General features: G+C 39.7%; 14 protein-coding genes. 11 read left to right on the forward strand and 3 right to left on the reverse strand.

Translation table 11 applies throughout. The features are described from left to right. The first annotated feature begins 412 nt into the window (after positions 1 to 412). The 9 genes from IFO69_RS16465 (at position 413) to hemL (ending at position 11686) form a co-directional block, all read left to right on the forward strand. Positions 413 to 1582, forward strand: a complete 1170-nt coding sequence (locus tag IFO69_RS16465) for an SIS domain-containing protein (protein ID WP_192011219.1) — start codon at positions 413 to 415, stop codon at positions 1580 to 1582. Between the two features lie 8 nt (positions 1583 to 1590). Beyond that, positions 1591 to 2514 (forward strand): 1-phosphofructokinase family hexose kinase, encoded by a 924-nt coding sequence (locus IFO69_RS16470; protein ID WP_192011220.1) that lies wholly within the window; start codon positions 1591 to 1593, stop codon positions 2512 to 2514. After that, positions 2507 to 3451: a carbohydrate kinase family protein gene (locus IFO69_RS16475; RefSeq protein ID WP_192011221.1), complete on the forward strand. Its 945-nt coding sequence runs from the start codon at positions 2507 to 2509 to the stop codon at positions 3449 to 3451. Before IFO69_RS16470 ends, IFO69_RS16475 begins: the two co-directional genes overlap by 8 nt. 8 nt (positions 3452 to 3459) lie before the next feature. After that, on the forward strand, positions 3460 to 4284 hold the full coding sequence (locus tag IFO69_RS16480; RefSeq protein ID WP_192011222.1) for a class II fructose-bisphosphate aldolase: 825 nt from the start codon (positions 3460 to 3462) through the stop codon (positions 4282 to 4284). Beyond that, positions 4285 to 5265, forward strand: a complete 981-nt coding sequence (locus IFO69_RS16485) for an amidohydrolase family protein (RefSeq protein WP_192011223.1) — start codon at positions 4285 to 4287, stop codon at positions 5263 to 5265. A gap of 80 nt (positions 5266 to 5345) precedes the next feature. Continuing rightward, positions 5346 to 6755, forward strand: coding sequence for a Gfo/Idh/MocA family protein (locus IFO69_RS16490; RefSeq protein WP_192011224.1), 1410 nt, complete (start codon positions 5346 to 5348; stop codon positions 6753 to 6755). Between the two features lie 207 nt (positions 6756 to 6962). Next, entirely contained in the window at positions 6963 to 8492 is a 1530-nt protein-coding gene (guaA, locus tag IFO69_RS16495; protein ID WP_192011225.1) for a glutamine-hydrolyzing GMP synthase, read from the forward strand. Positions 8493 to 8714: 222 nt separating this feature from the next. Continuing rightward, on the forward strand, positions 8715 to 10385 hold the full coding sequence (locus IFO69_RS16500; protein WP_192011226.1) for an ABC transporter substrate-binding protein: 1671 nt from the start codon (positions 8715 to 8717) through the stop codon (positions 10383 to 10385). An 11-nt stretch (positions 10386 to 10396) separates the two neighbouring features. Beyond that, on the forward strand, positions 10397 to 11686 hold the full coding sequence (gene hemL / locus IFO69_RS16505; RefSeq protein WP_192011227.1) for a glutamate-1-semialdehyde 2,1-aminomutase: 1290 nt from the start codon (positions 10397 to 10399) through the stop codon (positions 11684 to 11686). 33 nt (positions 11687 to 11719) lie between these two features. Here the strand turns inward: hemL and IFO69_RS16510 are convergent, their stop codons facing one another. Then, the gene (locus IFO69_RS16510) at positions 11720 to 12766 is read right to left on the reverse strand and encodes a DUF3667 domain-containing protein (RefSeq protein ID WP_192011228.1); all 1047 of its coding nucleotides are present in this window, start codon (positions 12764 to 12766) and stop codon (positions 11720 to 11722) included. Between the two features lie 168 nt (positions 12767 to 12934). Here IFO69_RS16510 and IFO69_RS16515 point away from each other — a divergent pair, with 168 nt between their 5' ends. After that, positions 12935 to 13276 carry a Spx/MgsR family RNA polymerase-binding regulatory protein gene (locus tag IFO69_RS16515; RefSeq protein ID WP_317173482.1) on the forward strand — a complete coding sequence of 114 codons (342 nt, stop codon included), beginning with the start codon at positions 12935 to 12937 and terminating at the stop codon, positions 13274 to 13276. Between the two features lie 17 nt (positions 13277 to 13293). Here IFO69_RS16515 and IFO69_RS16520 read toward each other — a convergent pair whose 3' ends face one another. Together IFO69_RS16520 and IFO69_RS16525 are read right to left on the reverse strand one after the other, a co-directional pair. Beyond that, positions 13294 to 13779, reverse strand: a complete 486-nt coding sequence (locus IFO69_RS16520; protein WP_192011230.1) for a copper resistance protein NlpE — start codon at positions 13777 to 13779, stop codon at positions 13294 to 13296. Positions 13780 to 13787: 8 nt separating this feature from the next. After that, positions 13788 to 14744 (reverse strand): NAD-dependent epimerase/dehydratase family protein, encoded by a 957-nt coding sequence (locus IFO69_RS16525; protein ID WP_192011231.1) that lies wholly within the window; start codon positions 14742 to 14744, stop codon positions 13788 to 13790. 169 nt (positions 14745 to 14913) lie between these two features. Here IFO69_RS16525 and kbl point away from each other — a divergent pair, with 169 nt between their 5' ends. After that, positions 14914 to 16107 carry a glycine C-acetyltransferase gene (gene kbl, locus IFO69_RS16530; RefSeq protein WP_192011232.1) on the forward strand — a complete coding sequence of 398 codons (1194 nt, stop codon included), beginning with the start codon at positions 14914 to 14916 and terminating at the stop codon, positions 16105 to 16107. Positions 16108 to 16144: the final 37 nt, after the last annotated feature.

Raw genomic sequence — 16144 nt, forward strand, 5'->3', positions numbered from 1 at the left:
TAAAAGGCAGTATTATATCGAAAGGTTGTGAAATTTTTTAAACCAGTCAATAGTTTATTTTATGGCCTTTGTAAAATGAAGTGGAATCGATCGGAGTTTTTGCGGTTTTATTTAAATTACTGTGTTAGGGTCTTCAGTCTTATTTTGATTTTGTAGAATACTTGTCAGGCGGAATTTTTTTTAATTTCTTCTTTAACATCATTGAAGTGAATGATTTGATTTGAATAAAAAATAAATTGAAGTTTTTTTGTTTCATTTTATTTCGTTTAATTTGATGTGTATATGAAACGAAAGAGTTTACTGGTGATTTATAAAGTGTTACAAGTTTCAATCACCAGATAAAATCAGTATCGAGGATTAAGGAGGAGGCGAGAGTAAAAAAATAAAAAGTGACTTTACCATAAACAAAGATATGATACAAACGACTTATTTGACTTTGGATGCCGAAAAGGCAGAAGAGATGGGGGCGTTTCACACAGCCAAGGAGATTTCTGGACAGCCGGAACTTTGGGTGAATGTTTTTGATCAGATTTCTCAAATGCAGGAAGAGATCAAGGCCTTCTTGCAGCCAATTTTTGAAAAAGGCAATGCTAGAATTATCCTTACGGGAGCAGGTTCTTCTGCATTTATTGGAGAGTCTGCACAAGGAGTGGTTCAGCAAAAGACGGGTTTGCTTACGCAAGCTCTTGCGACTACTGACTTAGTGACCCATCCAGAGTTATTTTTTATTAAAGAGGTTCCGACTGTTTTGGTTTCATTTGCTAGGTCTGGGAATAGTCCTGAAAGTGTAGAAGCAGTAAGGTTGGCAGATAAGCATTGTTCGGATATTTATCATTTGATCATTACTTGTAATGCAGAAGGTAAGTTAGCGGCATATGCGGATGACTGTGAGGGCAATTGTTTTTCAATCGTTCTTCCAGAGGCGTCCAATGACAATAGTTTGGCCATGACTGGAAGCTTTACTTCCATGTTGCTGACCATTTTACTAGTGGCCGGAATCAATGAGATAGATGCATTACAAATTGCATTTAATGCTTCTGTAGAGACTGCCAATGATATTTTGAGAAATAAGCTTTCTGAGTTTGAGGCTGTGGCGAAACGTGATTTTAAGCGTGTGATTTTCCTTGGTTCAGGTCCTATGCTTGGTATTTCGAGAGAATGCCACTTGAAACTTCAGGAGTTGACAGATGGTCAGGTGGTTTGTAAACACGACTCGTTCTTAGGGTTCAGGCATGGGCCTAGAGCTGTAGCGAATGAAGATTCTATCGTGGTCTACCTGTTTTCAAAAGATGCCCATGTAGCTCAATATGAAAAGGATTTGGCAGATAGCATCGGACAAGATAAGCGAGATATAAAGACAATTAGTTTTGCGGCCAATGCTACTGAAGGCTTCAATTCTATCATGGACATCAAAGTTGCCGGAGGCCAAGGTCAAGATGTTTTCAATGTTTTGCCTGCCACTATGGTTGGCCAACTCTTAGGTTTCTATAAATGCCTGGAGTTAGGGCTTAAGCCAGACAATCCTTCCGTGAGTGGAGCGATTAGCCGGGTAGTTCAAGGTGTGATAATTTACGAAAAGTAATAGGATAAATGATTCTTACAGTTTGCCCCAATCCTTCTATAGACACTTATGCGTGGCTACCCTCTTTCGAAAGAGGAGTAGCCAATCGCATTGCAAAGCAGCAGGAATTCCCTGGAGGTAAAGGGGTGCACGTAGCTATGGCGCTTAGGGAGATGGGGCAGGATACAGGTTTGTTAGGTAATTGGGCTGGTCATTCAGGTCAATGGATCAAGGAAGCCTGTAAGGACTTGGGTATCCCCTGTTTTGGTCCAGAGCTAAATGGAGCAAACAGAAAGTGTTACACCTTTTTGTCTGCTGGTTCAGACTTGAATCATACAGAGTTACTGGAGCCAGGACCAGCTATGGCTGAAGAGAGCTATGAAGAAATGTTACAGACATTTAAGCTAAATTTGGAAAATGCCAGTTTAGCTGTTTTGTCTGGTTCTTGGCCTAAACAATCTCCTGATACTGCTTATAGTGATCTCATAGACATTGCGAAGCAACAACAAAAGAAAGTAATTCTGGATTGCTCTGGTGTCATGCTGGAAAAAGCTTTGGATAAGGGATTTTTTGGCCTGCACCTCAACGAGCACGAAGCTAAAGCAATTTGTCAGACAGAGGATCCTTTGGAAGCTATCCAACAGCTAAGTAAAAAAGTGGATTTGGTAGCTTTGACCAGAGGTAAGGAAGGACTTTTTTTGGGATATCTCGGTAAAGTTATTCATGCTAATGTTACCATTGACAAGGTGGTGAGTACTGTTGGGAGTGGAGATTGTTTGACAGCAGGTATTGCCTTGGGTGTGTATAGAGGACTTTCCGTGGAAGAAATAGCGGGCTATGGAGTAGCTTTTGGTGCAGCCAATTGTTTAAGAGAGGATTTGGGGATGTTATATCAGTCTGATGTGGAGCGATTGCTTACTCAGGTTAAGATTAAAGAACTAAACTATGTATAAAAAGGATCTATTTGTTGTTGGAGAACTAAATATTGATCTTATACTCAATCAAATTCAAGGGTTTCCTGAGATGGGTGAAGAAAAGGTTGCAGGGAAGATGGATGTGACCTTAGGTAGTTCTTCAGCCATTTTTGCTTCTAATATTGCAACGCTGGGGGTAGGGACTGCCTTTTGTGGAAAAGTAGGTAAAGATGACTTTGGCCAATTGGTATGTAACACCCTTCAGTCAAAACAGGTAGATACTACATTTATCTCTAGTGATGAGGAGTTGAAAACAGGTCTGACCGTCGTGATGAACTATGATCAGGATCGTGCCAATGTGACTTATTGCGGGGCTATGGAAGCTTTGACCATTGATGATATTCCTTGGGAACAGGTAAGTGCGTACCGACATTTTCATTTGTCCAATTACTTTTTACAAAAAGGAATCCAGCAAGATATTACCGAAATATTCAAAAAGGCGAAGGAAGCAGGGTTGACCACTTCTTTGGACTTACAGGTTGATCCTGATAATAAGTGGGATTTTGATTATCAATCCTGCCTTCCCTATGTGGATATTTTTCTTCCGAATGAGTCCGAGTTACTTTCTCTGACCGGAAAGGAAACAATCGAAGCTGGACTGGAAACTTTAAAGGCACATGCGAATATTGTCGCACTCAAGATGGGAATCAAAGGCGGTTTGGTATATCACCAAGGAGAGATCATCAAGGCAGAACCATTTATAAACAATCAATTTATTGATGCCATTGGAGCGGGTGATAGCTTTAATGCAGGTTTTATTTACAAGTTTTTGCAAGGTGCAAAATGGGAAGAGTGTCTCAGTTTTGGCAACCTTACTGGAGCATTGAACACAACAGCAGCTGGAGGAACGGGGGCCTTTGAATCTCTAGATGGAGTGAGGGAGAGAGCAAAAACGATTTTAGATCAAGAAATATAATCATTGTCATGAAAATCAAAGATAAGTTAAGAGAATTTACGAGTCAGAAGCGTGGCTTGTTGGCTACCAACTTTTACAACCTGGAGACCTTGCAAGGGGTTTTAAAGGCAGCGTCAGCATTAAACGAACCTATTATCCTTCAGCTAACCAAGAGTTCTATAGATTATATGGGATTGAATACGGCTGTTGCTATGGGTAGGGCAGCATTGGAGGAGTATGGTGTTGAAGGTTGGATTCATTTGGATCATGGAGGAAGTGTGGAACTGGCTCAGGCTTGCCTGGATGCAGGTTTTGATTCGGTGATGATAGATGGCAGTGAGTTGCCTTTTGAGGAAAATGTAAAAATCACCCAAGAAGTAGTGAAGAGGGCCCATAAGTATGGTGCACACGTTGAGGCAGAGCTAGGTTTTGTTGCAAAGCTTGGTCAGTCACACGAGCATCAGGGTTTTACTACACCAGAGGAAGCAAAGACCTTTGTGGAGGAAACAGGAGTAGATGCCTTGGCGATTTCTATTGGAACAGCCCATGGCTTTTACAAAGAAGAGCCTAAATTGCGCTTTGATTTATTGAGCAGTATTGCTGAAGTCACTCCGGCCACTTTGGTGCTTCATGGTAGTTCTGGTGTGCCAGAAGAGCAGTTGAGAGAGGCGATTTCAAGAGGGATTTGTAAAGTGAACTTAGCTACTGAAATTAAAAATATCTTCATGAAGACCTTGCAGCAATTGCTGAAGGAAAATGAAGAGATTGATTTGAGAAAAGTCTTTCCTAAGGCTACCCAACAAGTAATTGACTTGGTAAGCTATAAGTTGGACATTATGAAAAATAATAAGTAAATGATTCGCCCATTAATAGACGCACATGTTCATTTAAATACTAATTCCATTGGCAAAATGGAAAAGGCGCTAGAGCATGGGGTTTCATTTCTATCCATCAATACTGATATCCCTTTTTTCGATTCGATTGTTGATCAGGAGAAAGTCCTTAAGGAATTGGATCAAAAATATCCAGGCAAAATCAGGTATATCACTTCCTTTTCAGCTGATGGCTGGGGAGAGCCCGGTTGGGCTGAAAAAGCCATCCAAGAGATAGAAAGAGGTTTGGCAAACGGTGCTGTTGGTGTTAAAATTTGGAAGAACATCGGAATGGACCTTCAGGATAAGGATGGTAGATTTATCATGATTGATGATGAAAGTCTCAGTCCAATTTTCAGGTATCTTGAAGACAACAATATTTTGTTGATAGGACATCAAGGAGAACCAAAAAATTGTTGGTTGCCACTGGAGGAAATGACGGTGGACTCTGATCGTAACTACTTTTCAGGACATCCAGAATACCATATGTACCTTCATCCAGAATGTCCATCCTACGAAGCTCAAATGGAAGCCAGGGATAGAATCCTGGAGAGATACCCTAAGCTTCAGTTTGTAGGGTTGCACCTGTTGAGTATGGAATGGAGTATTGATGAAGTGGCCAAACGTCTGGATAAATACCCAAATCTGATCACAGACCTTGCAGAGCGTATTTGTCATTTACAGTTACAGGCCAAGGATAGATGGGAAGATGTGCGGGATTTTATGATCAAGTACCAAGATAAAATCATCTATGGGACAGATGTGATCGATGATGGATCTTTTGGGAATGATGAGTTGGCCCAAAGGTTTGAGCACTTATGGAAATTCCACTGGGAATTCTTTGCAACAGACAAAGAATTGGAGGCCCCAGAGTTTTCGGGCAAATTCAAAGGTCTCAACTTACCTGAAGAGGTGCTTCAAAAAGTATTCTACTCCAATGCTGCAAAGGTGTATGGTTTCTAAGGTTACTGAGCAATAACCTTGTTTTGCCTTTGGTCATTGGATAAAAATAAAACAATAACACTAACCATAAAGTCATTATTATGAGCAATAATAGAAGAGATTTTCTTAAGCTATCTGGTCTGGCCGGTATGGGGTTGGTAGGCGCTGGAATGAGTGGTTTTACTCAAGCAGAATTAGATAATGTATTAAAACAAAGTAGAAAGAAGCATGACCAACGCTTTAACATGTCAGGTTATGCAGCTCCTAAGCTGGATGTAGTTCGTGTGGGCTTTATCGGTTTGGGGATGCGTGGTCCAGGTCACGTAGAGAGAATGAGCAAAATCCAGGGTGTTGAGATCAAGGGGATTTGTGACCTTCTTCCAGAAAATGTAGATAAGGTTAAGGAAAAGCTTAAAGGTACGCCTCACAAACCAGAGACCTATTCAGGCTCTGCTTATGCCTGGAAAAAAATGGTAGATCGTGATGATCTTGACCTAATCTTTATCCTTACTCCTTGGGATTGGCACGTGCCAATGGCGGTATATGCCATGGAAGCTGGTAAACATGTGGCAATTGAAGTGCCTGCAGCGAAAACATTGGAAGAATGCTGGCAATTGGTGGAGACTTCGGAGCGCACCAAGAAGCACTGCATGATGATGGAAAATTGCTGCTATGATTTCTTCGAAATGATGACCTTAAACATGGCTAGAGATGGTTTCTTTGGTGATGTTATTCATGGGGAAGGAGCTTATTTGCATGACCTTTTGGGATTGAATTTCAACAAAGAGGGGTATCAAGATATGTGGAGGCTAAAAGAGAATGGTACCAGGAATGGCAACTTGTATGCAACACATGGATTAGGCCCAATTTGCCAGATCATGGACATCAACAGGGGAGACCAAATGGATTATTTGACTTCTTTGTCCAGTAATGACTTTATGATGAAGAGACATGCTCAGGAATTGGCTGAAGAAGATGATTTCTTTGCTTCCTATGCCAATATGGACTTCAGAGGCAACATGAACACAACGGTGGTGAAAACCAAAAAAGGTAAATCCATTATGATCCAGCATGATGTGACTTCTCCAAGACCATATTCTAGAATTCACTTGGTTAGTGGAACAAAGGGGATCGCTAGAAAATGGCCTAAGGAAGGAGTGGCTACTGGTCACAGATGGTTTACTGATGAGCAAATGAATGAGCTAAAAGAGAAGTATACTCCTGAAATCACCAAGAAAGTGGGTGAGATGGCCAAGAAAATTGGTGGGCATGGAGGTATGGACTTCATGATGACTTGGAGATTAGTGGACTGCTTGAGAAATGGTTTGCCATTGGATCAGGATGTTTATGATGCAGCGCTTTGGAGTGCGATCTCTCCTTTGTCAGAATGGTCTGTTGCCAATCGAGCTACCTCTATCGATGTGCCTGATTTCACTGGTGGTGCTTGGAAAACCAATGCTCCAGTAAGCATTACATTAGAAGGTGGTGGAACTACTAAAGTAAGAGTTTAAGGTTAAACAAAAATAGTCTTTAAAGCCTTGACCCTTACGGTCAGGGCTTTTCCTTTTCAGTAATAGGTCAAAAAAGGGGTCAATGATGAAAGATAACCAAGAGGTGAGTTCTGTGAGTAGGTCTTGGATATTGATCCTTTTCCAAATATTATTTCGAAATTTTATAAAACTATTTTTTCGTTTCTTGAAGTGTGGTTAACTTTGCGCATGGCAGAACAGATACTAATCCTAGATTTTGGTTCGCAGTATACACAGCTTATAGCCAGAAGAGTAAGAGAACTCGATGTATATTGTGAAATCCATCCATTCAACAACATCCCGGAAATTACTTCAGACATCAAAGGTGTCATCTTGTCGGGCAGTCCTTGTTCCGTTAGGGATGAAGGATCTCCAGATTTGGACCTTGATCAATTTCGCGGCAAATTACCTTTGTTAGGAGTTTGTTATGGCTCTCAGCTTTTGGCCCAGAAATACGGCGGAAATGTAGCCCCATCAGAAATCAGAGAATACGGAAGAGCTAATCTAAGCTTTATAGATAAACATGTTGATTTATTTCACGAGGTGTCTCACGGCTCTCAAGTTTGGATGTCACATGGAGATACAATCAAGGATCTCCCAGAAGGATGGGATGTGATTTCAAGTACTCCTTCTGTAAAAGTTGCAGCATTTAAAGTACCTAATGAAGATACCTTTGGCATCCAGTTTCACCCTGAAGTGACCCATTCCTTAGAAGGCAAAAATCTACTGAGAAACTTCGTGGTTCAAGTTTGTGGATGTAGCCAGGATTGGACATCAGATGTGTTTATAGATGCTACTATCGCTGAACTCAAAGAGAAGTTAGGAGATGATAAAGTCGTGATGGGCTTGTCAGGTGGAGTAGATTCTTCTGTTGCGGCTACTTTGATCCATAGGGCGATAGGTGATAACCTTACTTGTGTATTTGTGGACAATGGATTGCTACGTAAGAACGAATATGAAGAGGTACTTGACTCTTATAAGCACCTTGGACTTAATGTGATAGGGGTTGATGCCAAGCAACGTTTTTATGATTCCTTGGCTGGAAAGACCGACCCTGAAGATAAGCGTAAAGCAATTGGAAATACTTTTATTGAGGTGTTTGATGATGAGGCACACAAGATCCAGGGGGTAAAATGGTTAGGCCAAGGAACCATTTATCCTGATGTAATTGAGTCTGTTTCTGTAAATGGTCCTTCTGCTACGATTAAGTCACATCACAATGTAGGAGGTTTGCCAGACTTTATGAAGCTTAAAGTAGTGGAGCCATTAAATACCTTGTTTAAAGACGGTGTTAGAGAAGTTGGACGAGCTTTGCAAATCCCCGAAAATATAATCGGAAGACATCCTTTTCCTGGACCTGGGTTAGCTATCAGGATTCTAGGAGATATTACTCCTGAAAAGGTAGCTACACTGCAAGAGGTTGATCATATTTTCATCCAAGGGTTGAAAGATGATCAACTCTATGATGAGGTTTGGCAAGCAGGTGCGATTCTATTGCCAGTACAATCTGTAGGGGTAATGGGTGATGAGAGGACTTATGAGAAAGTGGTGGCTCTTAGAGCAGTAGCTTCAGTTGATGGCATGACTGCTGATTGGGTTCATTTGCCGTATGAGTTTTTAGGGAAAATCTCTAATGAAATTATTAACAAAGTAAAAGGAGTGAACAGGGTCGTTTATGACATCAGTTCAAAACCACCTGCAACTATTGAGTGGGAATAATAATTAAAGCCTGGTGTAAATCAGGCTTTTTTTGTCTGGTTTTGTATCAAAATCAATTAAATTCGTGAACCGCCTTAGAAAGGTATAAAATTTGATTCAAAATGACAGCAGTCATTGGTGATGGCCTCACTTGGGTCCGTCAACTTAACCTTGTCTGCTATAGTTGTCGAGAGTCACGGCCTTTGCCTTGTAAGTAACCACACAGTAAGTTAATGTTTATCCATGAAAAAAATTAATATACTCCTTCTGCTGATTATGCTGATTCAGCTTCCTCTTTTTGCCCAAGAGACAGGTACTGGGTACAGTTCAGCAGTTCAAATGATAGATAGCGGGAAACAGGAAGAGGCGATGGATCAGTTGCGTCCATATTTGGACTATAAAAAATATGGCAAATTATCTTTATACGCTCATTACCATTTTGCAAGGGCTGCCTATAAGAACCAACAGTATCAATTGGCACAGGCCACTTTAGAGCAGCTGTTAAAAAACTATAAATGGGAAAGGGAAGATGAGGCATTGTACCTTTTGGCCCTTAGTGATTTTGCCCAAAATGAGGCTTATGCAGGTTTAAGTGAGATTGCAAAAATCGATGATCAATCCCTCGTTGAAGATGGGTATAAAGCAAGTTATGATTTTTTGAGCAAGAATGCTGCTGTAAGTTTTATGGTAGCACACTGGTCAGCTTTCAAGAACAATGAGGGTTATAGTATTGCCTTGAAAGAGAAGTTATTGTCTCAGTCAGTTTTGTCTTCCAATGAAAAAGTAGTTTTGGCAGAACTTGAAGAAATGAACATCGGTGGTGCTGAGGGAAGCACATCAATGGATAAAATAAAAAATCAAGAGCTTGATGTGGCAATCATTTTGCCTTTTAATTATCAAGGTGGATCAGGGGTGAGGAATTTAGAGGGGAATAATTTTGTTTTTGAACTCTATCAAGGCATTGATATGGCCGTTGAGGATGCAAAAAGGAAGGGGTTTGATATCAATGTAAAATCTTTCGATACGGAAAGAAAAAATGAAGTGGTTAGAAAAATTTTGGAGGATTCTTTCTTCAAAAAGGCAGATATCATCATCGGTCCGATTTATCCAGAAGAGACAGAGCTGGTATCATCATTTGCAGAGCAACATAAAATACCTTTTATCAATCCCGTATCAAATATGAAGGCCAATTTTGAAGGGAAAGATTATGCTTATTTATTTAGACCTTCCACGGAAGTAATTGTAGATAAGCTATTGGATTATAGTAGAAGACACGTTACCGGAAACCGAATTGCCCTAGCTTACTCAGGCTCTTCCAGAGATGAACTTATGGCCAGTCAGTTTGCAAGTGAAGCAGGAAAGAGAGGTTATCGCGTCGCTTATAATCAAAAGGTTGGGTCTAACAATATTCGCAATTTCTTAGAGCAAATAGGAATGAGACCAGGCATGACCGCCAATGTTGATCAGGTAGTGATTTTCTCTGACGATCCTTATATAGCATCGCCGACATTATCACTTCTAGAGTCTTTGACAACTGAAACACCGGTTTTTGTAATGGATAGCTGGTTGTATTTCAATTTTGCCAATTTTGATATGCTGGAAGGGAATGATTTGAATTATATCGGCAACAACTCAATTAACTTAAGCAAGAAAGAGGTGGAGGATTATCGGTTTAGGTTTTTTGAAAGGTTCAATGCTTATCCTGGAGCGTATGCTTATATAGGGTATGATTTGATGGGATGGGTAGCCAATGTAATCAATAGCCGCACAGGGTTTGATTTTAGAAAGAACTTGGATCAGAGAGGTCAAACTGATGGCGGATTGGGTTTTGGTCTTAACTTCAGAAACAGTCACTCAAATCAATATGTACCTGTTTTGAAATTGAACCAAGGCAAACTAGAAGAAATTAAGTAATTACAGTTTTAATGGATATTAGTAATAGTAAATCGCTTTTTGCGAACGCTCAAAATTTTATACCCGGAGGAGTTAATTCTCCAGTAAGGGCTTTTAAGGCAGTTGGAGGTGATCCATTGTTTATCAAAAAGGCTGATGGGGCTTATTTATATGATGAGGATGATAATCGCTATATAGAGCTTATTAATAGTTGGGGGCCTATGATCTTGGGACATAACCATCCTGTTATAAAGGAAGCAGTTATCAAGGCAATGGAAAGTGGGACATCTTTTGGTGCTCCAACAGCAAAAGAAATTGAGATTGCAGCGCTTATAACCAAAATGGTGCCTTCTGTAGAGAAAGTAAGGATGGTGAATTCAGGTACTGAAGCCACTATGTCTGCAGTGAGATTAGCAAGAGGCTTTACCGGCAGAGATAAGTTTATCAAGTTTGAAGGTAATTATCATGGACATGGCGATTCATTTTTGATAGCTGCTGGATCTGGAGCCATCACAATGGGGGCACCCAACTCTCCAGGTGTAACAATAGGTACAGCAAAGGATACACTTCTTGCCCTATATAATGATCTAGAGTCAGTTGAACAACTAATAGAGGCTAATAAGGCAGAAGTAGCAGCCATTATTCTTGAACCAGTCCCTGGGAATATGGGCCTTGTGCTTCCAGAGGAGGGGTTTTTACAAGGTTTAAGAAAACTCTGTGATGAAGAAGGAATTGTACTGATTTTTGATGAAGTGATGACAGGTTTTAGATTGGCCAAAGGAGGTGCGCAGGAAGTCTTTGGTGTAACTCCAGACTTGACTACCATGGGTAAGATTATTGGAGGTGGAATGCCTGTGGGAGCATATGGCGGTAAGAAAGAAATCATGGATTTTGTATCTCCTGTGGGGCCAGTTTATCAGGCAGGAACTCTTTCTGGCAATCCTATTGCCATGGCTGCAGGTTTGGCAATGTTACAATACTTGGATCAAGAGCCTGGAGTGTATAATCAATTGGAGTCAATTGGGAATAAGTTGGTAGGTGGTGTCAAACAAAGTTTGTCTAAGCTAGGATTGAACTACTCCATGAATCATTTAGGAAGTATGTACAGTTTATTCTTCTCTGAAGAAAAAATCATAGATTTTGAAACAGCTAAAACTTCCGATACTGCACTGTTTGGCAAATACTTTCAAGCCATGCTGAAGAGGGGAGTTTATTTGCCTCCTTCACAATTTGAGAGTTTGTTTTTGTCTACATCCCTCAAAGAAGAGCATATAGAATACATTATTCAGGCAAATGAAGAATCCTTGAAAGAGATTTTATAAACTGAAAGTCTGCTTACTTTTAAGCAGACTTTTTTATAGGGTGATTAAGGAAAGGTAAAGTTCAGTGCCAACAGCAATAGCAAGAAGGTTAAAATAAATAAATCCTAGGATCCAGAACTTTATAAGTAATTTAAGCCACCCTTGCGTGTGGATTTTCAAAATACTGATGTAGGCATAGGTGGTTACTCCAACAAAACAGACAATGCCTACTAAGGATAAGTTGCCTAATTCGTAATTGAGCAGAAAGATGCCACATCCATAAATCAAATAGGCAAAACTATGGATATGTAATGAATGGATAAGGTGCTCAATGTAGTATTTGGAACTTTTTAAAAAGAGTAGTTTCAAAAGCAATGCAAAAAACGGCAACAGAAAAAACATCATGATTGGGAGATTTCTTGCTGAATTGATAATGTAAATGTTAGAGTTAGCAATGAAGTTTCTTTGAGCCTTTATGTCAAAGTTATTAGTGAGGCCAAAGCTGCTTTTTTGAAGTGACGCTTTGAAGGAACTATCGCTAATTTGTTGGTCTTGGGCAGCTAACTTTAATTCTAGCCAAGGTGATCTGGTTGGAATAGAGTCAAAAGCAGAAGTGTCGGCAGATGTTAATTGTTTGTTGAGGTTATTCAATTCTTCTTTCCCAACTATTTTTTCCAGTTCAGCTTTATCACTTGAGTTAAGGGAGTCGTTTAAGTTGACTTTAATGGCATTTTTGGTTTTTTCATCAGTCAGCTGACTAGTCATGATTCGATCCACAATATCAGGGGGGATAATGATACTGATGGCAAAAAAGTAGAAAAGTGACAGCATTAAATACAGTCTGATTGGGTGAATGTACTTTCTTCTTTGGCCTGCATTAAATACTTGAGTGAGTTTCCCGGGTTTGCTCAGAAAAGGTGGGATGGTTCTGAAAAAAGTAGAGTCAAAGTTGAGATAATTGGAAAAGAAATCATGTATAAAAACTTGGAAAGGTACTTTTTGATCCATGTTTTCTTGGCCGCAGTTTGGACAAAAGTTGTCATTTTCATCGAGGTTTTGATCACAGTTAAGGCAAAAAGCTAATTTTCTTTCGTCTTTCATAAAATCATGGATTGAGCATGTTAATATACAGTTTTGTATGAAGTTTTGAAACAGTTATGAGTAGCCTGATTATTCTCTCAAAAATTGATGGTGTGAGAATTTGCTATTAGTTTTGGTGAGGAATTGTAAAACTGTTTAAAGCTAAAAAAATATATGGTGGATAAATTAATGGTTTATGGTATCAAAAACTGTGATACTATGAAGAAAACATTCAAGTTGTTGGAGGAGCAAAATGTAGATTATGATTTTGTGGATTATAAAAAACAGGCTCCTTCTGAGGACTTGCTGAAGTCTTTTTTAAAGAAAATCCCTTTGGATATTTTGGTAAATAAGCGAGGAACTACTTACAGAAAGCTTAGTGAAGAGGATAAGAGTCAGCTGGAAGCAGTCTCATCAGCATTACAGCTGCTCATTGAGAACAGTAGTATGATCAAGCGACCAGTGATGGTTTATCCCGATGGAGAGGTATTGGTAGGTTTTCAGAAAGATAGAATCGTGGAGAAAAAATAAAGCCTGAAACTCAGGCTTTATTTTTTTGTCAATGTATAATTCAGATCTGATTTGATAATTTTATTGTTTTTATCTAACAAAATGAAGTTGTTGCTCTCTTTATCTTGGAGGAAAGTATTTACTGGATTGCCATTTTCGTCCAGCAATGTAATTAACATCGCTCCTTGATCGCCTTCTATTCCATAAGAGACCTCATAGGTTCCTTTTGACTCAACAGTTCTTTCACCCTCTTGACGGCCTTTGTATACCTCGGTAAGGGTGTACTCCCTTTCAGTTTTGTCAGCTTTGTTCTCTATACGTAGGGTCATTTGGATTTCACTACAACTTGCACAAGGGATACTTCCTTCATAAGTAGTCCAAGTTGAAGCTCCCTCTGCTAGAACATGATCTGCTTCATTTACTTTTTCTAAAGAAGATTCTTCATTCGCTGTTTCCGATGTTGGTGCATCACAGGAAGCCAAGATCCCTGCCATCCCAAGGGCTAACACTAAATTCTTATTCATGCGGTTGATTATTTAAAGTTGACTAAATAGGTAGGCAAGTTAGCCAAAATATCTTTAGTCATGTCTTCTAATCCATAAGAATGTTCCCACCCCCAGTCGTTTCTAGCAGCGCTGTCATCAATGCTATCTGGCCAAGTGTCCGCAATGTTTTGTCTGAAGTCAGGCTTATAACTTATTTCAAAGTCAGCATGGTGCTTTTTAATGCTTTCGTAAATTTCTTTTGGTGAAAAGCTGATTCCTCCCAAGTTATAGCTTGATCTCACTTTGATTTTTTCGGCTGGAGCATGCATTAGGTCGATAGTGGCTTTGATTGCATCAGGCATGTACATCATAGGAAGGTATGAATCTTCTCTTAAGAAGCATTCAAAATGTTCCCCTTCAATTGCTTTATGAAAAATATCAACCGCATAATCCGTGGTGCCACCACCGGGTAATGATTTGTAACCGATCAATCCAGGGTAACGAAGGCTCCTTACATCGACATTGTATTTTTGGAAATAATATTCACACCATCTTTCTCCTGCTTGTTTGGAGATACCATATACGGTGTTGGGATCCATGACACAGTCCTGAGGTGTATTTTTCATAGGAGTGCTCGGGCCAAAAACGGCAATTGAAGAAGGCCAATATATTTTGTTGAGCTTGTACTCTTTAGCTATTTCCAAAATGGATAATAGGCTGTCCATATTGAGTTTCCAAGCAAATAACGGGTTCTTTTCACTTGTTGCAGAAAGAATGGCTGCCAAATGGTAAATTTGTGTGACTTTTTCCTCTTTGATAATTTTGACCATTTGGTCATTGTCCAGCACATTTAGAGGAATAAATTGACAATAGTCAAATTTATGGGCTGCAGCTCCATTGATATCAGTGGCAATTACATTGTCTCCTCCGTAAATATCAACCAAAGCTTGCGTAAGTTCTGAGCCTAATTGGCCTGCTGCTCCCGTTATTAAAATCCTTTCCATAATCTCTAGCAGCCTAGCTAAATCTTTTTAGCAAGGTCTTTTTTAATAGTTTAGGGTTTATAAATGGTAAAATTAATAAATTCAATTTTACCATTTATAAATATTTTCAATTACATTTATACGAAAGTTTTTCCGTAGCAATAATACGAAATAAAAATCCAAATATATTATGTACGAAAGTTTAAAATCAAAATTAGACAAGGAACTGAAAGAAATAATAGATTCAGGGCTTTATAAGACAGAGCGAATCATTACCTCTCCACAAGGGGCAGAGATCAAAACCCAAGAAGGGAAAGAGGTATTGAATTTTTGCGCTAATAATTATTTGGGATTGTCAAGTCACCCTAAAGTGATCGAAGCTGCAAAGAATGCGATTGACAGTCATGGCTATGGAATGTCTTCTGTGAGATTTATATGCGGAACACAGGATATCCACAAAGAACTTGAAAATAAGATCAGTGAGTTTTTAGGCACGGAGGACACCATCCTTTACGCAGCTGCTTTTGATGCGAATGGGGGAGTTTTCGAGCCATTGTTAGGCCCTGAAGATGCCATTATCTCAGATGCTTTGAACCATGCTTCTATTATCGATGGGGTGCGCTTATGCAAAGCCATGAGGTTTCGCTACAAGCACAATGATATGGAGGACCTTGAGCAGCAGCTAAAGGATGCGAATGAAAAGGGAGCAAAGCAAAAGTTAATTGTGACAGATGGTGCTTTTTCTATGGATGGTACAATTGCACAAATGGATAAGATAGTCGAATTAGCTGAAAAATATGGTGCGATTGTCATGTCTGACGAGTGTCATTCTACAGGCTTTATTGGTAAGACTGGTAGAGGTGTTCATGAATTGAAGGGTGTGATGGGCAAGATGGATATCATTACAGGAACACTCGGGAAGGCTTTGGGCGGTGCTTCAGGAGGATTTACTTCTGGAAGAAAAGAAATCATTGATATTTTGAGACAAAGATCACGTCCTTATCTATTTTCAAATACTTTGGCTCCGTCTATCACAGGTGCTTCAATAGCAGTATTTGACCTTTTGTCCAGTACAACTGAATTAAGGGATAAGCTGGAAGAAAACACACAGTACTTCAGAGAAAAAATGACAGCCGCTGGGTTTGACATTAAGCCAGGGGTACATCCGATTGTTCCAATTATGTTGTATGACGCGGTGCTTTCTCAAAAGATGGCAGAAAAGTTGCTAGAAAGAGGCATATATGTAATTGGTTTCTATTATCCTGTAGTGCCAAAAGGTCAGGCGAGAATCAGGGTACAGATCTCTGCTGGACATGATAAAAAGCACTTGGATGCAGCCATTGATGCCTTTACGGAAGTAGGAAAGGAGCTTGGTGTTATTTAACCAAAAAGTAGCATAAAAAAAGCAACTCATTTGAGTT

Source organism: Echinicola arenosa, from assembly GCF_014841125.1.
Taxonomy (GTDB): Bacteria; Bacteroidota; Bacteroidia; order Cytophagales; family Cyclobacteriaceae; genus Echinicola; species Echinicola arenosa.